The following is a 17,968-nucleotide window of genomic DNA, read 5'->3' as shown; positions in this document are numbered from 1 at the left end:
CGGTTGTCGGATTCCTCACCGTGCGGCCCGTGCAGCGACACGTCGTCGTGTCGCGCATCTCACGATGTGAGCCTATCCCCGTCGGCTCCGGGGCCGGACACCCCGGTGGAGAACTGGCCGGTACCCCTCGCGGCAGTCCCTAGAGTGGTGCCATGGACGACGGGACCGGGGCGCCGCACGCCACGGATCCCGCGACGCTCCGAGCGCTCGCGGCGGCTCGATCGACGGCCCGCAGCCTCTCCGAGGAGCTGCTGACCCATGTGCCGGACGTGGGTGACCTGCCGACCCAACGCGCCCTCGACGCCTGGGTCGAGCAGGCGGCCGACACGCTCGCCGCGCTGTCGGAGGCTCTCGAGGAGCGCCTCCTCGAGCTCGGCGCGGCCGCGACCCGCGTGCAGCAGACCGACGCCCGGAGGGTCGGCCGGCCATGACGTTCTCATCCCCCGGCGACCCCGCATCCACGTCAGCCCTGGGCGGCGCCCTCCTCAGCCAGGCCGGGCGCCTGGCCGACCTCGTGCTCGACCTCGACGCGTCGGCGAGCCGCGCCTCCCGAGCCGGCGCCCGTCGCGGACGCGCCGACGCCGGCCCCCCCGGCACCACGGATACGGCGGGCGGCGACCGAACTGCCCGCGTGGGCTCGCCAGGTCCCACCCGCCGCGAGGAGGAGCTCCTGACCCGCGCCGCCACCGAGCTCGATCGCGTCGGCAGCCTCCTGCAGGCGTGGACCACCACGGCCGTCGAGTCTGCGGCACGGCTGCGCGCACTGGAGCCCGCTCTGGCCCGGGTCGACCTCGTGGTCGACGGGCACCTCGTCGTCGAGCGATCCGGGCCCAGCCGGGTCCAACCGGCCCAGCGTCTCGCCGAGCGCGAGCGCCTCCAGGAGCTGCTCAACCGGGTGACCGCCGCCCGCTCGCGGGAGCTGGCGCGGCTCGGCCGCGAGCTCGAGCAGTCGGGCACGACGCTCGCCGCCCTGTCCGTTCGCGCGCGTTCGGGCACGTGAGGGGCCGCGACGCGGCCACCGTGGACGGCATACTCGCTCCCGTCGCGGGCCTGCGCGCAGGAGCCGGCGGCGGGGTGCAATAGCGTGTCCGTCATGAAGATCTCCGAGACGATGACGTATGCCGCGCCGCCCGAGACCGTCTACGCCATGGTCACCGACCCGACCTTCCAGGAGCGCAAGTGCGTCGAGGCCGGCGCCCGGAAGCACGAGGCGGCGGTCACCCCTGCGGGCGACGGGGCGCGTGTCGTGACGAGGCGTGACCTGCCCGCCGACGGCCTTCCCGACTTCGCCAAGTCGATCGTGGGCCCGACGCTCTCCGTGACCGAGACGTACGAGTGGGGGGCCCCTGCCGCCGACGGCGCACGCTCCGGCACCCTCGTGGTCGAGGTGGCGGGGGCCCCGGTGGCCATGCGGTCGACCATCAAGCTCGCGCCGACCTCCGGAGGCACCTCGATCACGGTCGAGGGTGACCTCAAGGCCTCCATCCCGCTCTTCGGAGCCAAGGTCGAGAAGGCGGCCGCCCCGGCCGTCGTCGACGCGATCCGCGCCGAGCGCAAGACCGGGACGGCGTGGATCGCCGAGCACGCCTGACCCGCGCCTGACACGCGTCCCTGTCGACTCCGCGCCTCTGGCGACTCGGTGCCCTGGCGACGAACGGGCCCGACTCCGTGGAGGAGTCGGGCCCGTTCGGCATCCGGCCTGCTGCAGCCGGCGGGCGTCAGCCCATGTGCGGGTAGGTGTGGTTGGTCGGCGGCACGAAGGTCTCCTTGATGGAGCGGACGCTCGTCCAGCGCAGCAGGTTCTGCGCGGCGCCGGCCTTGTCGTTGGTGCCGGAGGCGCGGCCGCCGCCGAACGGCTGCTGCCCCACGACGGCGCCGGTCGGCTTGTCGTTGACGTAGAAGTTGCCGGCGGCGAAGCGCAGGCGCCTCGTCGCGTCGGCGATGACCCGGCGGTCCTGCGCGATGATCGAGCCGGTCAGGCCGTACGGCGCGAAGCGCTCCATCTGGTCGAGCACGGTGTCGTAGTCGCCGTCCTCGTAGACGTGGACCGACAGGATCGGGCCGAAGTACTCGGTGCGGAACGACTCGTCGCCGGCGTCCTTGACCTCGAGGACGGTCGGGCGCACGAACCAGCCGACCGAGTCGTCGTAGGTGCCGCCGGCGAGGACCTCGATGCCGCCGGTGGCGTGCGCCCGGTCGATGGCGTCCTTGTGCTTGGCGAAGGCCCGCTCGTCGATGACGGCGCCCATGAAGTTGGACAGGTCGGTGACGTCACCCTGCCTCAGGCCGTTCGTGATGTCGACGAGGTCGTCCTTGATCTCCCTCCACACCGAGGCCGGGACGTAGGCGCGGGAGGCGGCCGAGCACTTCTGGCCCTGGAACTCGAAGGCACCACGGATCATGGCGGTGCGCAGCACGGCCGGGTCGGCGCTCGGGTGGGCGAGGATGAAGTCCTTGCCGCCGGTCTCGCCGACGAGGCGCGGGTAGGTGCGGTAGCGGTCCAAGTTGGCCCCGACCTGCTGCCACAGGTGCTTGAACGTCGGGGTGGAGCCGGTGAAGTGGATGCCGGCGAGGTCCTCGTCGGCGAGGGCCGCCTTGCTGACCTCGATGCCGTCGCCGGTGACGAGGTTGATGACGCCCGGCGGCATGCCGGCCTCCTCGAGCAGCTCCATCGTCAGCTGCGCAGCGAGCTGCTGCGTCGGGCTCGGCTTCCACACGACGGTGTTGCCCATGAGCGCCGGCGCGGTGGGCAGGTTGCCGGCGATGGCGGTGAAGTTGAAGGGGGTGATCGCGTAGACGAAGCCCTCGAGCGAGCGGTAGTCGGAGCGGTTCCACACACCCTTGGCGTTGAGCGGGGGCTGCTGCTCGAGGATCTGGCGGGCGAAGTGCACGTTGATGCGCCAGAAGTCGATCAGCTCGCACGCCGCGTCGATCTCGGCCTGGTATGCCGTCTTCGACTGTCCCAGCATCGTCGCAGCGTTGAGCCTGGCGCGCCACGGCCCGGAGAGCAGCTCCGCGGCCTTGAGCAGGACGGCAGCTCGGTCGTCGAAGGAGAGCTCGCGCCACATCGGCGCAGCGGCCTTCGCCGCGTCGACGGCGGCCTGGCCCTCCTCCACGGTCGCGTTGCGCAGCGTGCCGAGCACCTTGGCGTGCGCGTGCGGCTGGCGCACGGCGATCTCCGCGCCGGAGCCCGTCACCCGCTTGCCGTCGATCGTGTGCGGCAGCTCGCGGGCGGAGGCGCCGAGCTCGGTGAGGGCGGCCTCGAGCGCGGCTCGCTCGGGCGAGCCCGGCGCGTAGTCGAGCACCGGCTCGTTGGCCGGTGCGGGCACGTGGGTCACGGCGTCCATCAAGTTCTCCTGCAGTTGGCACGGTCGGCGGGCCCGGTCGGTGCCCGACCGGGGCGGGGGCGGCCCGCCTCGTGGGCGGACCACTCCATCGTTCCATGCCGGCTGCAGCGCCGTTCCTCCGCGCCTTGGCTGGGTCGCGGCGGTCGCCTCCGTCGGGACCGTCGTTCAGTGCAGGACCGGGATGCTCCACGGGTAGCGGAACGACTCTCCGCGGTTGGCGGCCATCGCGGCCCGGATGTGGAACCACAGTCCCGCCACCACGGCGACGATCCAGACGATGATGGCGAGCGGGATCAGCAGCACCGTGAAGAACATGATCCAACCGACGATGATGGCTGCCCACACGGCGAGGTTGAAGTTGAAGGAGCCGGCCGCCGCCCGGCGCACGAAGGCGCTGCGGTCCTTGTAGATGGCCCAGATGACGAGGGGGCCGACGAAGCTGAGCCAGCCGGCCGAGATGACGGCAGCGATGATCGCCGCGAGGTGGCCGAGGATGGCCCAGGTGCGCTCCTCGCCCGTGGGGGTGAGGGACTGGCCGTACGGGTTCGGGATGGGATGCGTCATGCCTCCATCCTCGCGCTTCGGACGGCCGATCCGCTGCTGGGGAGCGCCCTGACCGGACCCTGATCCGACCCTGATGTCAGTGCACCCGTGCCACGGGGCCGTGTCTCAAGCGGGGCTCACGCGCGGGCGCCGACGCCGTCGTCGACGGCGAGCGAGCAGACGGCGCTGGCCGGGTCGAGGACTCCGAGGGTGGCCAGGAGCGTGAGCGCCATCTCGTGGTGCCCACGGGCGCCCGGGTGGAAGGGGTCGTCGAGCCAGCCCGACGGGGCGACGTCGGTCCCGCCGTCCGCGGGGTCCGCAGCGGCGGTCTCCCAAGCGGCGGCGTGGTCGACGACCAGGACCCCGAGGTCGTCCGCGACCTCCCGAACCGCCTGCGCGTAGAGCGCGAGCAGTCGGGAGTTTCGCTCTCCTTCGTCGAGGACCGGCGGCGGGGTCTGCAGCACCACGGTGGCGCCCACGTCCCTCGAGCGCTGGACGATCTGGTCGAGGCGGTAGCGGAAGCCGCGCAATCCGTCCTCACCGGACACCATGTCGTTGGTGCCGAACAGCACGAAGACGACGTCAGGCGCGAACCGGCCTGCGCGCCAGTGGAACTCGGGCAGCAGGTCCTCGGTGGTGGCGCCGGAGACACCGGAGTTCACGACGGCGTCGCCACGACGACCGAGCTCACCGCGTACGCGTTCGGCGAAGTGCTCGACGTAGCTGCGGTGCCCGTGCGTGTGCGTCACCCCCTGGGTGATGCTGTCGCCGAGGAAGACCCAGGTGACGGGTGGACCGGAGAGGATCTCGCGGAGGCGGTCGGCGTCGCGGCGCGCATACTCGTCGGCGGTGAAGTCCATTCCCGCAAGGTAACAAGGGATCGTGCGGCCTCGGCCCCATCCGACCAGCACGTGGGACGACGGTCATCCGCCCTGCCACCACCGCAGCCGGTCGACGAGCACTCGCAGGGCGCCGTCGAGCTGCTGTCCGTCGGCGTCGCCGTGGCCCTGTCTCTCCAGCCGGCGCTCGAGCCCGTGCTCGACCTCGAACCACGGCGTCAGCGCCCACCAGGCCCGGGACCTCGCGCGCAGGTTTGCGGTGGCTCCGACCCCGTCGGCCACGGCCTGCGCGAACGGCTCGGAGCTGGCGTTGAGCGCCCACGCGAGGTCGAGCGCCGGGTCGGTGACGCGCGCGTCGCCCCAGTCGATGACCCCGCTCAGGTGCCCGTCGTGCCCCAGCACGTGCTCGGCCACCAGGTCGCCGTGGCACAGGGCCTGCTCGCGCACGGTGGCCACCCGCTTCAACAACGACTCCCCAGCGGGCCGCACGGCAGCCGGCAGCGCGGGCAGGACGACGTCCCGGAAGCGCGCCACGCGGGCGGCGCGATGGGCGTGGTCGTCCGCGGCAGCGGGACACCCGACCTCGGCGGCGAGCGCCGGCCGCGTCGCGTGGAGCGCGACCAGGAAGCGGGCGAAGTGCCGGCCGTCGGCGGCCGTGAGCGACGGCGGGTCGACGGCCGTCCCCGCCACGAGGGTGTGGCGGACCCGCACGGGGTGCCGGTCCAGCACGACGGGGCGCGGGACCTCCAGTGGCAGCCCGTCGGCCAGAACGGCCAGCAGGCGCACCTCGGCGAGCAGGGCCGACTCCGCCTCCGGTCGCCTGCCCACCCGGTCGACCCAGCGACCCTCCACGAGCGTCGTCATGTTGTCCCAGCCCTGCTCCAGGAGGACCCGGTCCGCGTGCCACGATCGCACGGTCGACGACCAGACGGCGCAGCTGTCGGGCACCACGGTGGCAGGCTCCTCGTCGAGGCGGCGCACGAGCTCCTCGACGGTCACCCACTCGCCCCAGGAGACCTCCTCCGGCTGCCACCGGATCGGGCCGTCCCACGTCGTGACGAACTGCACAGCCACGTAGTCGGTGTGCTCGTCGGCGTAGTGGGTGCTCCCGTGCGGCTCGAGCGGCACGCCGGCCACGCCGAGCTCCTCCTCGACCTCGCGGACCGCGCCGACGGCGGGGTCCTCCCCCGCGAGGACGACGCCGCCGGCGGCGAAGTCGAGCAGCCCCGGGTAGACGTCTTTCGTCGTCGTGCGCCGGTGCAGGTAGACCCGGCCCATCGGGTCACGGACGACCACCGAGGACGCCGCGTGCCCCAGGTTGCGGGCCCTGACGACGGAGCGGGGCGCCGCACCGACGACCTCGCCCGTCGGGGCGTAGAGGGCGACCTCCTCGTCGTCGGCCACGGCGCCGCACCTCAGCCGAAGAAGGAGCGCACGTCGTCGAGCTCGGTGACGTCGTACCAGAGCAGCTCGTCCGCCTCCTCCTCGACGCCGGCGGCCACCTCGTCGTCGACGTGGAACGACGCGACGCGGGCGAGCGGCACGGGGGCGGTCAGCGCCACCTTCGACACGGGCGCGCCCTCGCGCGGCGCGACCCACGACGCGTCGGCGTCGGCGGAGGCCACGACCCGGCGGTCGGACGGGGTGCCGCGCAGCTGCGCGGCCGCGGCGACGGCGTCGCTGAACGCGGCGTACTCGAGGTCCTCGACGTCGAGACCCGGCGCCACCCGCTCGAGACGGGACGTGACGGCATACGCGGTCCGTGGGCTGCCGGGACCCGCGGCGAGCGCGCCCGTGCCGGCGAGCTCCTCGAGGCCCGCACGCCCCAGCGGCACGTAGACGCGCACGACGGGCATCAGGACTCCCTCCCGCTGGTCAGCTCGGCCAGCGACTCGACGATGGACTGGCCGAGCACGTCGACGTCGGGCATGGCGTCCCGGTCGGCGTTGAGGCCGAAGTAGACGCCCCCGTTGTAGGACGTGATCCCGATCGAGAGGGCCTGGCCCTTGGCGAGCGGCGTCACCGGGTAGGTGGACAGCATCTCCGCCTCACCCGCGTAGAGGGGCGTCTGCGGCCCGGGCACGTTGGTGATCATGACGTTGTAGAGGCGCCGCGACATCGCCGAACCGAGACGTGCGCCGAGCGCGTGCAGCGTCGGCGGCGCGAAACCGGCGAGGTTGGCGAGCGAGGTCGCCCCGACCGCCTGGCCGCCCTCCATCTGCTGGCGCATGGCGAAGGCGATCTGGTGCAGCCGCATCGAGGCGCCCGGCTCGCCCACCGGGAGGTTGACGACGCAGGCCATCACCTGGTTGGCGTACATCCCTGAGGGGTCGTCGCCGTAGATGCTGACCGGCACCATGGCCCGGACACGGGTGTGCGGGCTGACCGCCTCGCCGCGCCCCAGCAGCCAGGACCGGAACCCGCCCGCGATCGTCGCGAGCACGACGTCGTTGATCGTCACGTCCTCGGCGTAGGCGCCGCGCGCCAGGCGCTTGCGCACGAGCCGGTAGTCGTCGAGGTCGGTCGCGACCATCACCCACCGGCGGGAGGAGCCGATCGCCGCGTTGAGCGGGGAGTCGGGCGCCGGTCGCGCCGCGGTGCGCGCCACCGTCGAGAGGACCTGACCCGCGGACTCCACCGCCCGCAGCCCCACGTTGACGGCGTCGTTGAGACCCCCGCGCACGAGGTCGACGACCTGGGTCGGCCGGCGCACCGCGTCGACGACGGCCCCCGCCACGAGCTCCACGGAGGACGGTGGCCGGCTCGGCTGCCACGGCAGCACCGCCTCGTCGAGGTCGCCGCCCTTGACGGAGTCGACGATGACGTGCGCGATGTCGAGCGCGTTCACCCCGTCGATGAGCGCGTGGTGCGTCTTGCTGACGATGGCGAAGCGACCGTCGTGGAGGCCCTCGACGAGGTAGACCTCCCACAGCGGGCGCGTGCGGTCGAGCTTGCGCGGCTGGACGCGGGCGACGAAGTCCTGCAGCTGCCGGTCGCTGCCCGGGCGAGGGAGCGCGGCGCGGCGCACGTGGTAGCCCATGTCGAACGCCTCGTCGTCGACCCAGACGGGGTTGGCGATCCGCCCCGGCACGTCCCGGACCTTCTGCCGGAAGCGCGGGATCGCGCCGATGCGGCTCTCGATGATCCGCACGAGCTGGTCGTAGTCGAAGCCCTCGCGCGGTGGCTGGAAGACCATGACCGACCCGACGTGCATCGACGTGGTGGACTCCTCCAGGTAGAGGAACGACGCGTCGAGCGAGGTCAGGCGGTCGGACATGGTGACACTCTGCCAGACGGCCCTGCCTAGGATCGGGGCCATGCGAGCGTTTCGTACCGTCCCGTATGCCGTGTGCGTCCTTGCGCTGGCCGGCGCGGCCGCGTGCTCCTCGGGCAGCCCGCAGCCCTCGACCGTCGGAGACGGCGGGACCGCGGCCACCAGCAGCGTGAAGCGCCTCGCCGTGCGGGTCACCGGTACGACCGTGACGCCCGCACCGGCCCAGGTAGACCTGCCTGTCGGGTCGACGCTCGAGCTGTCGGTGACCAGCGACCACGACGACGAGCTGCACGCCCACGGGTTCGACGTCGAGGCTCAGCTCAAGGCCGGCACGGCGACGACCCTGCGGCTGACCGGCAAGGAGCCCGGAGTCTACGAGGTCGAGACCCACGACCCGGCGTTGACCCTGCTGACGGTCGCCGTCCGCTGACCATGGCACTCCTGCCCGCCGCCCTGACTGCAGTCCTGCCCGCGGTGCTGCCCGCGGCGCTCCCGGCCCATGGCGTGGGCAGCCGCAGTGACCTCCCGCTGCCCTTCACGGCACTCGTCGTCGCCGCGGTGGCCGTGCTGGTCATCTCCTTCGTCGCACTGGGCACGCTCTGGCGGGAACCGCGCCTGCGCGACACGGACGGGGTGCTCCTGCCCCGACCGCTCGCGGCGCTGCTCGACTCCCGCGGGCTGCGCACCGTCACCCGCGTCCTTGCAGGCGTCCTCACGCTGTGGACGCTCGCGGCGCTCTTCCTCGGCCCGGACTCGGCGCGCAACCCCGTCCCACACGTCGTCTACGTGTGGCTGTGGGTCGGCCTGGCGTTCGCCTCGATGCTGCTGGGCCCCGTCTGGAGGGTCATCAACCCGGTGCGGGCGCTGCACGCGCGGCTGCTTCGACTCGCACGGGTCTCCCCCCACCTCGCCGCGCTGCCCTACCGGTCGGGACTGTGGCCGGCAGCTCTGGGGCTCGGCAGCTTCACCTGGGTGGAGCTCGTCGCGGAGGAGAGCACCTCCCTCGTGTTCCTGCGCCTGCTGGTCGGCGGCTTCCTGGCCGTGTCGATCCTCGGAGCAGCCGTCTTCGGCCGGGAGTGGTTCGACCAGGCCGATCCCTTCGAGGCGTGGTCCCGGCTGCTCGGGCTGCTCTCCCCGCTGGGGCGGCGCCACGACGGCCGCTGGGTGCTGCGCACTCCGCTGCACGGAGTCAACGGCCAACGCGGGCAGCGCGGCCTCGTGCCGACCGTGGCCGTCATGCTCGGCGGGACGGCATACGACGGGTTCTCGGCCAACCTCGGCTGGGCGACATTCGTGCAGAGCTCGCCCCTGCCGTCGTCGCTGCTGAAGACGCTGACGCTCCTCGGCTTCTTCGGGCTCGTCGCGGTGACGATCTGGCTCGCCTCGGCGGTGTCGGTGCGCCTCGCCCGCGAACCGCTCTCGAGCTCCTTCTCGTTCGTCAGCGACATCGCGCCCTCGCTCATCCCGATCGCCGGCGGCTACCTCGTCGCGCACTACTGGTCGCTGTGGGTCTACCAGGGGCAGTACGCATGGCGCCTGCTCACCGACCCGCTGGGCACGGGGGCCGACCTGCTCGGAACTGCCGGGCTGACCCCGAACGACGCCCTGATCCAGCCGACGCTCGTTGCGACGATCCAGGCCGTCAGCATCGTCGTGGGCCACGTGCTCGGCGTCTTCGCCGCTCACGAGCGTGCGATCACCGTCTTCGACCGCCGGGTCGCGGTGGTCGGTCAGGTCCCGCTCATGGTCGTCATGATCTTCTACACACTCGGGGGCCTGACGATCCTCTTCAGCAGCTGAGGTCGAGCGGCTGAGGTCGAGCGGCTGAGGTCGAGCACCGGACGGCGAGCGGCCGGACGACGGCCGGTTGGACGACGGCCGGCTCACGGCCGGCGGGACGCGGCGGACAGAACGCTCACGCCTCGACCGAGGCCGAGGAGCGGCGTCTCCGGGGTCCACGCCTGCGCTGTTCGCGGCGCTGCCGACGGTCGGCGGGCGCCGTCCACGGGAGCAGGCCGGTGGCCAGGTCGGCGACGGCGCGGTGCACGGGTGACTCGGGCGCGTGCTCGACCAGCGAGCGGCCCGCGAGGAGGGCGGCGTCGAGCGTCGCCGGGTCGTCGGGCACGAACCGCACCGACCCGAGCCCCGCGAACCGTTGGAGGGAGTCGGCGATGCGCGACTCGGGGCGCGACCCGACGGCGCCGGCGCGCACCCGGTTGACCACCGCGACCGGCTCGCCGGAGGGCACGGTGCCCAGCTCCTGGAGGCCGCGCACGAAACGCTGCAGGGCGACGGGGTCGGCCCCGCTCACGGCCACCACGAGGTCCGACGCCGCGAGGGAGGTCAGGGTGGCCTCGTTGCGGCGCGGGGCCGCGGTGTCGTAGCTGAGCTCCTCGTCGTCCTCGAGGCAGAACCCGCAGTCGATAACGACGACCCGCACCAGGACGCGGCTGAGCTCGAGGACCCGCTCGAGGGCCGCGGCCCGCACCTCCGGCCAGCGCTCGGCCTTGGGCAGGCCGGTGAGCACTCGCAGACCGGGGACGACCTGCGGGGCGATGCGGGAGAGCGCGGGCAGGTCGAGCAGCCCCTGGTCGGCTGCGCGGCAGGCGGCCGCGACGCCGGGTGCCTCGTCGAGCAGGCCGAGCGACTGGGCGACGCAGCCCCCGTAGGTGTCGGCGTCGACGAGGAGGGTCTCGACACCTCGCGCCGCGAGCTCGGCCGCCAGGGTGGTGGCGACGGTCGTGCGTCCCGGTGCGCCGGTCGGACCCCACACCGCGATGACCGGAGCCCGCTGGGGTCCGCGGTCACGGCCTGGCACAGCATCCTCCGCAGGGTCGCCGCCGAGGCGATGCTCGACAGGTCCGGTGTCGCCGTCGGTGGACGATGCGGAAGGCGCGCCCGCTGGACGCCACCCCGTCCCGTGGGGGACGTCCGCGTGGTCGACGACCCGGTCGGGGACGGCGTCGGGCTCGTCGTTGGCCGGGGACTCCGACAGGACCTTCCAGCCTGGCCCCGACAGGAGCTCCGACTGGGCGTCCGGCCCCTGCAGCGCGGCCTCCAGGCCCTCCGCCGCCGATCCTCCGTCGAGGGCCTGAAGCCACCGGTCCTCGCCCGCGTCCACGGGCAGGGTGACCGCGATCGTCAGCTGTCGCAGCCGGCGCTCGGCGCCCTCGTCGTCGGCAGGATGGACTCCCACCACGTGGATCCGGTTGGCCCTCAGTCGATCCACCACGGCCAGGTCGAGACCTCGCAGGTCCGACGAGACGACGGCCGTGTCGCCCAGTCCGGCGTCGGCGACCGACAGCAGCTCCGGCACGTCGGCGCAGCGCCGGCTCACCGTGACGCCCCGGAGCCCTTCCAGGGTCGTGGCGACGGCAGACTCCCACTGGTGGCCCAGCGCGGTCAGGACCTCGCTCACGCCCCACCACCGGAGAGGGCACCGACGGCGGGGACCAGGGTCACCTTGGCCTCCGCGTCGACGGCCTCGACGAGGGGCTGGACCTTGGCGGCGGGCACGTAGATCTGCACGGAGGTCAACGATCCCGACCCGAAACCGCCGGAGCTGGTCAGCACCGCAGCCACGGCTGCCGACTCCAGCACCTTCTTGGTCTCCACCCGTGCCGAGTCGCTCGTGGTCGAGGCCTTGGGGGTGACGAAGACGTCCACCCGACTGCCGCGCGCCAAGCCCGTCGTCGACAGGGCGTCGGCGCGTACGGTGACCCGCTGGACGTCCACCGCGTCGGCACCGCCGACCGCCGAGACGGGGACGAGCTCGCCGGCGCGGACGTCACGGAGCATGAAGGACCCGGTCGGTGCCGGCGCGTCTGCCTCGAGGTAGCCGGTCATGCCGTCACCGAGCCGGACGTCGGCGCGCACGAACGAGGAGTCGTCGATCCGGTCGCCGGCGACGAGGTTGCCGGAAGCGACCCACACCGGGACCCGGTCGTCGGCGCTGGCCACCGCCTTGGCGCCGAGCGTTGCCGCGAGGAGGACGAGCAGCACCCCGACGAGGAGTCGACTGTCGCGCCAGGACGGTCGTTGCAGGCGCTTGGCGCTGGGTGTGGCCAGCTCTGTCATGTGGGTCCCCTGTGGTCATGCCGGCGAATGGCTCACGTCGGCTGTCGGCCTGACGTCGCGGCAACATCTTGCATCAGGGGCGCCCCGGGCGCGCGTCCAGGCGCACAGCTGGGGACAACCCACGAGGCTTCGACGCGCCCTCCCTAGGATGAGCACGCCCCCGACCGGGCCCGAGGGGTCGCCCGGCGCCTGCTTGGGGGTACGAGTGTGTTCGGGGCCGTCGACACGACGGCTGCAGAGGAGGAGTTCACGTGGCCCAGCGGTTCCTGCAGCTCGCCGAGGTGTCGGAGATCCTCAACATCTCCTCAGCCCAGGCGTACGCCCTCGTGCGCTCGGGCGAGCTGCCCGCCATCAAGATCGGCGGCCGGGGACAGTGGCGGGTCGAGGCGACCGAGCTCGAGAACTACATCCAGCGGATGTATGCCGAGACCAAGTCCTTCGTGCAGGCGCACCCCTTCGGCGGCGCCGGCGAGGAGTAGCCACCCGCTCGGAGACACCCGCTCAGAGCCGTCGCACCGACCCGAGCGACCAGAACGGCACGAGCAGGCGCCCGGTGAGGTTGGAGGCTCGGCGCAGCTCGTCCGGCGCGTGCTCGGCGAGCTCGAGGTGGTCACCTCCCACGACGTCGATGGTGCCGGTCGCCGGCCGGCCGTCGAGGTCGCAGATCTCCACGACGGCCCGGTCGCGGCTCAGCGCGCGCAGTGCCGCCCCGAGACCGAACCGCTTCGCCACGACGGAGGGTGTGCGCGCACCGCGCCCGAGGCCCGAGACGGCCCGGAGGGCGTGCAACGCCACGAGCACCGGCCGTTGCGGCGCCGTCTCGAGCAGGGCCCAGTCCGGGCCGACGTCGACGAGCCGGCCGCCGAGGACCCGTCCAGGCAGTCCTAGGGCCACCCCCGTCACGCCCACGTTCGCCAGCAGTCGGGTGTGCACGTCGAGCAGCGCCCGCTCGCGCCGGGTCCGGTCGGCGACCTCCGAGTCGAGCTCACGCAGGTCCTCCAGTGCGAGCTGCGCCTCGAGGTCCTCGAACAGTCGGTCCCACCGCATGACGACACCCTCCCGGTCCACGGGACTCACGGCTACTCGAAACGCTCTTGACCAAACCCATACTTGACCAAACGAATGCAAACTGCATTGAATAAACGAATGAACAGGGGAACACATTGGACGCCGGCCTCCGAGCCGGCCCGCGAGCGGAGCACCACACGGGCCACTTCACCGACCACCACGGCGAACATCGGGGCGAGTGCCGGACCGACCGGCGCGACGGCGACCAGAACGCCGTTGCGGGCGCCGGCCCCTCCAGGTGTGGCGCGCGGCGCGGCAGCTCGTGAGCTGGTCGCCAGCCTGCTCGGCCTTGCCGTCGGGACCGCGGCACTCCTGCTCCTGCTGACACCGGCGCGGCAGGCCTCGGCCCTGGTGCCCGGCGCCGCACGCCCCGACGACGTCCTCCTGGTGCTGCTCGCCTGGACGGGGGTCGGTCTCGCCGCGTGGCTGGTCCTCGGCTCGGTGCTCGCGGCGCTGGCCCTGCTCCCCGGCGCTGCCGGCCGGCTGGCCGCAGAGGTGGCGCAGCGGGTCACCCCGCTGGCGGTGCGAAGGGCGCTCACCTTCGTGCTCGGGGCTGCTGTCGGTTCCTGCGCCCTGCCCGCTGCTCCCGTCTCAACCGCGGCGTCGGCTCCCGTGGCGGCCGGGAGGGGCAGCTTGGACGCCATCCCGGAGGCGACGCGCGGCGGCCCCACGCCCGACTTCACGCCCGACTTCACGCCCGACTTCACGCCCACGGACGGTCACGGCCATGACCGGCCCCAGGACCGGGCGGCCGCCACCCGCTCCCGGCTCGGCGAGGGGCCGGGCTTCCTGCCGACGCGGGGACAGCCGGTCACCAGCCACGAGGGCCACGCCCCGGCTCCCCTGACCGCAGCAGCTCCCGCGCCCGGCCCCGGCTACGTTCCGACGGCACCGTCGCCGGTCCACGACGCCGACCGGCCGCACCTGCTGGCACCGGTCCCGCGAGTCGCCGTCTCCACCCACGACCTCGTGACCGTCCACCGCGGCGACTCCCTCTGGTCCGTGGCCGCCCGGCACCTGGGGCCCGGCGCCTCCGACGCGCAGGTGGCCCACGAGTGGCCTCGGTGGCACGCCGCCAACCGCGCAGTCATCGGCGAGAATCCCGACGTCCTCGTCCCCGGACAGCAGCTGCGCCCGCCGACGGCCGACGACGACCAGGCCCCCGGAGCGACCGTGCACACCGCCACCGCAGTGGCGCCCGGAGCCCGGCGATGAGCGCCACGGCCGGGGCCTGCGACTCCTTCATCGTCCGGCGCATCCCGCAGACCGCCCCACGCATCATCAGCGCGGACGAGGCCTGGCACGGTGAGCAGCCGTACGCGCAGGACGCCCTGGCCCTCGACTTCTTCGGGGCGCGCGACGACGAGGACTTCGGCCGCCAGCCGACCCGAAGCATTGCCCTGCCGGACCCGGCACCCCTCGTGGCCCGCCTGTCGCAGGCCATCATCGAGATCGTGTCGGGTCAGCGGCCGGCCCCGCAGCTGATCCGCTACACCGCTCCCACCGTCTACTCGGTCCTCGCCCGCCAGGCGATGGTCGCCGGTCGACGCCGCCTCCCCGGGACCCGACGTCAGGCCGTCGTGCGGCGGGTTCGCGTCTGCGAGCCCGCCGACGGGGTGGTCGAGGCGTGCGCCGTCGTCGTGGCGCACGGCCGCGTCCGTGCCCTGGCGCTGCGCCTCGAGGGTCTCGACGGACGCTGGCTCGTCACGGCCCTGACGATCGGCTGACCACACACCACCAGAGGCTCTCGGACGCGCACCGGCGTCGCACGGTGGCGCACGAGGTGAGACACGGCATACGGGGGGCTGCGAATGCCGACGTCCCGGGCACCAGCCGGTGCCCGGGACGTCCGTACGTTCGTGCCTGTCGGTCAGCGGCGCTTGCGCTTGACCTTCTTGCCGCGGCGGTCGGCCTTGCGCTCGACCGTCTGCTGGCCACCGCTCTCGACGGCGCGGCCGTCCTCGCCGGGCGCGGTGTAGCGCAGGGCACCGGAGCGCTGGCCGTCGCTCTCCAGGTCGACACCCGAGACGCGGACCCCGGAGGCCACCGGCTGCCGAGCCGGCGTCGCGGCGCCGGCCTGGGCCTCGGCCGCTGCGCCGGTCGTGTCGTCGGCCACCGGGCCGGCGGCGAGGCCGGCGACGAGGTCGCCGACCGACATCGGGGCGGCGCCCACCGGGGTGGCGACCGGCTCGGGGACCTGCACCTCGACGGAGAACAGGTGCGAGACCGACTCCTCCTTGATCGCCTCCATCATCGCCTCGAAGAGCTGGAAGCCCTCACGCTGGTACTCGATGAGCGGGTCGCGCTGGGCCATGGCCCGCAGGCCGATGCCCTCCTGGAGGTAGTCCATCTCGTAGAGGTGCTCGCGCCACTTGCGGTCGAGGACCGACAGCACCACGCGCCGCTCCACCTCGCGCATGGTCTCGGAGCCGAGCGACTCCTCGCGCAGGTCGTACGCGTGGTGCGCGTCGGACATCAGCTGCTCGCGCAGCAGCTCGGCCGAGATGGCCTGCCGGCCGCCGGCCATGTCCTCGACCTCCTCGATGGTCAGGGACACCGGGTAGACCTGGCGCATCGCGTCCCAGAGCTTCTCGAGGTCCCAGTCCGCGGCGAAGCCCTCCGACGTCGCAGCATCGACGTAGGAGTTCACGACGTCGTTGACGAACAAGCGCAGCTGCTCGTGCAGGTCCTCGCCCATCAGCACGGCACGGCGCTCGTCGTAGATGACCTGGCGCTGGCGGTTCATGACGTCGTCGTACTTGAGGACGTTCTTGCGGATCTCGTAGTTCTGCGCCTCGACCGAGCCCTGGGCCTTCTGGATCGAGTTGGTCACCATCTTGGACTCGATCGGCACGTTGTCCTCCATGCCGGCCGTCTGCATGAAGCGGTCGACCAACCCGGCGTTGAACAGGCGCATGAGGTCGTCGTTGAGGGAGAGGTAGAAGCGGGACTCGCCCGGGTCTCCCTGGCGGCCGGAACGACCACGCAGCTGGTTGTCGATGCGGCGCGACTCGTGACGCTCGGTGCCGAGCACGTAGAGGCCGCCGAGCGCGGTGACCTCCTCGTGCTCGGCCGCGACCTCCTGCTCGGCCTTGGCGAGAGCCTCGTCCCAGGCGGCTTCGTACTCGTCGGGCGTCTCGTGCGGATCGAGGCCGCGCTTCTTGAGCTCGGCCACGGCCCGGAACTCGGAGTTGCCGCCGAGCATGATGTCGGTGCCTCGACCGGCCATGTTCGTCGCGACGGTGACGGCGCCCTTGCGGCCGGCCTCGGCGACGATGGCGGCCTCCCGCTCGTGGTGCTTGGCGTTGAGGACCTCGTGCTTGATGCCGCGCTTCTTCAGCTGCTGGGAGAGGTACTCGCTCTTCTCGACGGACACGGTGCCCACGAGCACAGGCTGGCCGGCAGCGTGCTTCTCGGCGATGTCGTCGACGACGGCGTCGTACTTGGCCACCTCGGTGCGGTAGACGAGGTCGGCCTGGTCCTTGCGGATCATGGGGCGGTTCGTCGGGATCGGGATGACGCCGAGCTTGTAGATCGAGTTCAGCTCCGCGGCCTCGGTCTGCGCCGTGCCCGTCATGCCCGAGAGCTTGTCGTACATGCGGAAGTAGTTCTGCAGGGTGATCGTGGCGAGCGTCTGGTTCTCGTTCTTGATCTCGACGCCCTCCTTCGCCTCGATCGCCTGGTGCATGCCCTCGTTGTAGCGCCGGCCGGGAAGCATGCGGCCGGTGTGCTCGTCGACGATGAGGATCTCGCCGTTCAGGACGACGTAGTCCTTGTCCTTCTTGAACAGCTCCTTGGCCTTGATGGAGTTGTTGAGGTAGCCGATGAGCGGCGTGTTGACCGTGTCGTAGAGGTTGTCGATGCCGAGGAGGTCCTCGACCCGGGCGATGCCCGACTCGAGCACGCCGACGGTGCGCTTCTTCTCGTCGACCTCGTAGTCGCCGCGGCCGTCCTCGCCGCGGGTCAGTCGGGCGGCGATCCGGGCGAACTCGACGTACCACTTCGTCGCGAGGTCGGCCGGCCCCGAGATGATGAGCGGCGTGCGGGCCTCGTCGATGAGGATCGAGTCGACCTCGTCGACGATGCAGAAGTTGTGGCCGCGCTGCACGAGCTCGGTGGGGTCCCACGCCATGTTGTCGCGCAGGTAGTCGAAGCCGAACTCGTTGTTGGTGCCGTAGGTGATGTCCTTCGCGTACTCGGCGCGTCGCTGCTCCGGGTTCATCGAGGCCAGGATGCAGCCGGTCTCCATGCCGAGGGCGCGGTGCACGCGGCCCATCAGCTCGGACTGGTACTCGGCGAGGAAGTCGTTGACCGTGATGACGTGCACGCCCTTGCCGGACAGCGCGTTGAGGTAGCTCGGCAGGGTCGCGACGAGGGTCTTGCCCTCACCGGTCTTCATCTCGGCGACGTTGCCCATGTGGAGCGCAGCACCGCCCATGAGCTGGACGTCGAAGTGCCGCTTGCCCAGGGTGCGCTTGCTCGCCTCGCGGACGGCGGCGAAGGCCTCCGGGAGCAGCATGTCGAGGGTCTCGCCGTTGTCGAGGCGCTCGCGGAAGCCCTTGGTCTCGTCGCGCAGCTCCTCGTCGGTGAGCTTCTCGAAGTCGGCCTCGAGGGCGTTGACCTGCTTGGCGATGCCCTGGAGCTTCTTCAGGGTCCGGCCTTCGCCGGCGCGAAGCAGCTTCTCGATGACGGCCATCTGGTGATCTCACTCCCGACTGAACGTGTGGACGCGCCCGGTGGGCGGGCTCCATCGCCCGTGAGTGGTCACGGGACCCGCCCTAGGCTAGCCGCCCTCCGGACACAACGACCAACGCATCGGC

At 72.4% G+C, this 17,968-nt stretch carries 18 protein-coding genes; 8 read left to right on the top strand and 10 right to left on the bottom strand.

What is annotated here, in order from left to right:
• Positions 1–152: 152 nt before the first annotated feature.
• The 3 genes from ABD194_RS13450 to ABD194_RS13440 all read left to right on the top strand — a co-directional run bounded on the left by ABD194_RS13450 (position 153) and on the right by ABD194_RS13440 (position 1,591).
• Positions 153–431 (top strand): hypothetical protein, encoded by a 279-nt coding sequence (locus ABD194_RS13450; RefSeq protein WP_343992147.1) that lies wholly within the window; start codon positions 153–155, stop codon positions 429–431.
• Positions 428–1,000, top strand: a complete 573-nt coding sequence (locus ABD194_RS13445; protein WP_343992145.1) for a hypothetical protein — start codon at positions 428–430, stop codon at positions 998–1,000. Before ABD194_RS13450 ends, ABD194_RS13445 begins: the two co-directional genes overlap by 4 nt.
• 93 nt (positions 1,001–1,093) lie before the next feature.
• Positions 1,094–1,591, top strand: coding sequence for a DUF2505 domain-containing protein (locus ABD194_RS13440; protein WP_343992143.1), 498 nt, complete (start codon positions 1,094–1,096; stop codon positions 1,589–1,591).
• 127 nt (positions 1,592–1,718) lie between these two features.
• On the opposite strand, the gene pruA is transcribed toward ABD194_RS13440, so the two are convergent.
• The 6 genes from pruA to ABD194_RS13410 form a co-directional block, all read right to left on the bottom strand.
• A complete protein-coding gene (gene pruA, locus ABD194_RS13435) occupies positions 1,719–3,347 on the bottom strand; it encodes an L-glutamate gamma-semialdehyde dehydrogenase (RefSeq protein WP_343992141.1) in 1,629 nt (542 codons plus the stop codon).
• A 165-nt stretch (positions 3,348–3,512) separates the two neighbouring features.
• On the bottom strand, positions 3,513–3,911 hold the full coding sequence (locus ABD194_RS13430; protein WP_343992139.1) for a DUF4870 domain-containing protein: 399 nt from the start codon (positions 3,909–3,911) through the stop codon (positions 3,513–3,515).
• 116 nt (positions 3,912–4,027) lie between these two features.
• A complete protein-coding gene (locus ABD194_RS13425) occupies positions 4,028–4,750 on the bottom strand; it encodes an SGNH/GDSL hydrolase family protein (RefSeq protein ID WP_343992137.1) in 723 nt (240 codons plus the stop codon).
• Positions 4,751–4,813: 63 nt separating this feature from the next.
• Complete coding sequence (locus ABD194_RS13420; protein ID WP_343992135.1) at positions 4,814–6,133, bottom strand: phosphotransferase; 1,320 nt, start codon at positions 6,131–6,133, stop codon at positions 4,814–4,816.
• Positions 6,134–6,144: 11 nt separating this feature from the next.
• Positions 6,145–6,585, bottom strand: a complete 441-nt coding sequence (locus ABD194_RS13415) for a DUF6912 family protein (RefSeq protein WP_343992133.1) — start codon at positions 6,583–6,585, stop codon at positions 6,145–6,147.
• Positions 6,585–8,006, bottom strand: coding sequence for a WS/DGAT/MGAT family O-acyltransferase (locus tag ABD194_RS13410; protein ID WP_343992131.1), 1,422 nt, complete (start codon positions 8,004–8,006; stop codon positions 6,585–6,587). Before ABD194_RS13410 ends, ABD194_RS13415 begins: the two co-directional genes overlap by 1 nt.
• 40 nt (positions 8,007–8,046) lie before the next feature.
• Here ABD194_RS13410 and ABD194_RS13405 point away from each other — a divergent pair, with 40 nt between their 5' ends.
• Positions 8,047–8,433 carry a hypothetical protein gene (locus tag ABD194_RS13405; RefSeq protein WP_343992129.1) on the top strand — a complete coding sequence of 129 codons (387 nt, stop codon included), beginning with the start codon at positions 8,047–8,049 and terminating at the stop codon, positions 8,431–8,433.
• 2 nt (positions 8,434–8,435) lie between these two features.
• On the top strand, positions 8,436–9,803 hold the full coding sequence (locus ABD194_RS13400; protein ID WP_343992127.1) for a hypothetical protein: 1,368 nt from the start codon (positions 8,436–8,438) through the stop codon (positions 9,801–9,803).
• A 115-nt stretch (positions 9,804–9,918) separates the two neighbouring features.
• Here ABD194_RS13400 and ABD194_RS13395 read toward each other — a convergent pair whose 3' ends face one another.
• Positions 9,919–11,421 carry a CpaE/TadZ family protein gene (locus ABD194_RS13395; protein WP_343992125.1) on the bottom strand — a complete coding sequence of 501 codons (1,503 nt, stop codon included), beginning with the start codon at positions 11,419–11,421 and terminating at the stop codon, positions 9,919–9,921.
• The gene (locus ABD194_RS13390; protein ID WP_343992123.1) at positions 11,418–12,080 is read right to left on the bottom strand and encodes a CpaB family protein; all 663 of its coding nucleotides are present in this window, start codon (positions 12,078–12,080) and stop codon (positions 11,418–11,420) included. The genes ABD194_RS13395 and ABD194_RS13390 overlap by 4 nt, the downstream gene beginning before the upstream one ends.
• 251 nt (positions 12,081–12,331) lie before the next feature.
• Between ABD194_RS13390 and ABD194_RS13385 the strand changes: the two genes are divergently transcribed.
• Positions 12,332–12,559: a helix-turn-helix domain-containing protein gene (locus ABD194_RS13385; RefSeq protein ID WP_142184595.1), complete on the top strand. Its 228-nt coding sequence runs from the start codon at positions 12,332–12,334 to the stop codon at positions 12,557–12,559.
• A 22-nt stretch (positions 12,560–12,581) separates the two neighbouring features.
• Here ABD194_RS13385 and ABD194_RS13380 read toward each other — a convergent pair whose 3' ends face one another.
• Positions 12,582–13,127, bottom strand: coding sequence for a hypothetical protein (locus ABD194_RS13380; protein WP_343992119.1), 546 nt, complete (start codon positions 13,125–13,127; stop codon positions 12,582–12,584).
• A 261-nt stretch (positions 13,128–13,388) separates the two neighbouring features.
• Between ABD194_RS13380 and ABD194_RS13375 the strand changes: the two genes are divergently transcribed.
• Together ABD194_RS13375 and ABD194_RS13370 are read left to right on the top strand one after the other, a co-directional pair.
• Entirely contained in the window at positions 13,389–14,363 is a 975-nt protein-coding gene (locus ABD194_RS13375; RefSeq protein WP_343992117.1) for a LysM peptidoglycan-binding domain-containing protein, read from the top strand.
• A complete protein-coding gene (locus tag ABD194_RS13370) occupies positions 14,360–14,875 on the top strand; it encodes an Rv3235 family protein (RefSeq protein WP_343992115.1) in 516 nt (171 codons plus the stop codon). Before ABD194_RS13375 ends, ABD194_RS13370 begins: the two co-directional genes overlap by 4 nt.
• A gap of 143 nt (positions 14,876–15,018) precedes the next feature.
• Here ABD194_RS13370 and secA read toward each other — a convergent pair whose 3' ends face one another.
• Entirely contained in the window at positions 15,019–17,844 is a 2,826-nt protein-coding gene (gene secA, locus ABD194_RS13365) for a preprotein translocase subunit SecA (protein ID WP_343992113.1), read from the bottom strand.
• Positions 17,845–17,968: the final 124 nt, after the last annotated feature.

Source organism: Terrabacter terrae (genome assembly GCF_039529575.1).
Lineage (GTDB): Bacteria > Actinomycetota > Actinomycetes > Actinomycetales > Dermatophilaceae > Terrabacter > Terrabacter terrae.
This window is presented reverse-complemented; position numbering and strand designations above follow the sequence as displayed.

Excerpts from the sequence above, each read along its gene's own strand:
- ABD194_RS13450 (WP_343992147.1), top strand. The coding sequence starts at position 153 with ATGGACGACGGGACCGGGGCGCCGCACGCCACGGATCCCGCGACGCTC.
- ABD194_RS13445 (WP_343992145.1), top strand. The coding sequence starts at position 428 with ATGACGTTCTCATCCCCCGGCGACCCCGCATCCACGTCAGCCCTGGGC.
- ABD194_RS13440 (WP_343992143.1), top strand. The coding sequence starts at position 1,094 with ATGAAGATCTCCGAGACGATGACGTATGCCGCGCCGCCCGAGACCGTC.
- pruA (WP_343992141.1), bottom strand. The coding sequence starts at position 3,347 with ATGGACGCCGTGACCCACGTGCCCGCACCGGCCAACGAGCCGGTGCTC.
- ABD194_RS13430 (WP_343992139.1), bottom strand. The coding sequence starts at position 3,911 with ATGACGCATCCCATCCCGAACCCGTACGGCCAGTCCCTCACCCCCACG.
- ABD194_RS13425 (WP_343992137.1), bottom strand. The coding sequence starts at position 4,750 with ATGGACTTCACCGCCGACGAGTATGCGCGCCGCGACGCCGACCGCCTC.
- ABD194_RS13415 (WP_343992133.1), bottom strand. The coding sequence starts at position 6,585 with ATGCCCGTCGTGCGCGTCTACGTGCCGCTGGGGCGTGCGGGCCTCGAG.
- ABD194_RS13410 (WP_343992131.1), bottom strand. The coding sequence starts at position 8,006 with ATGTCCGACCGCCTGACCTCGCTCGACGCGTCGTTCCTCTACCTGGAG.
- ABD194_RS13405 (WP_343992129.1), top strand. The coding sequence starts at position 8,047 with ATGCGAGCGTTTCGTACCGTCCCGTATGCCGTGTGCGTCCTTGCGCTG.
- ABD194_RS13400 (WP_343992127.1), top strand. The coding sequence starts at position 8,436 with ATGGCACTCCTGCCCGCCGCCCTGACTGCAGTCCTGCCCGCGGTGCTG.
- ABD194_RS13390 (WP_343992123.1), bottom strand. The coding sequence starts at position 12,080 with ATGACAGAGCTGGCCACACCCAGCGCCAAGCGCCTGCAACGACCGTCC.
- ABD194_RS13380 (WP_343992119.1), bottom strand. The coding sequence starts at position 13,127 with ATGCGGTGGGACCGACTGTTCGAGGACCTCGAGGCGCAGCTCGCACTG.
- ABD194_RS13370 (WP_343992115.1), top strand. The coding sequence starts at position 14,360 with ATGAGCGCCACGGCCGGGGCCTGCGACTCCTTCATCGTCCGGCGCATC.
- secA (WP_343992113.1), bottom strand. The coding sequence starts at position 17,844 with ATGGCCGTCATCGAGAAGCTGCTTCGCGCCGGCGAAGGCCGGACCCTG.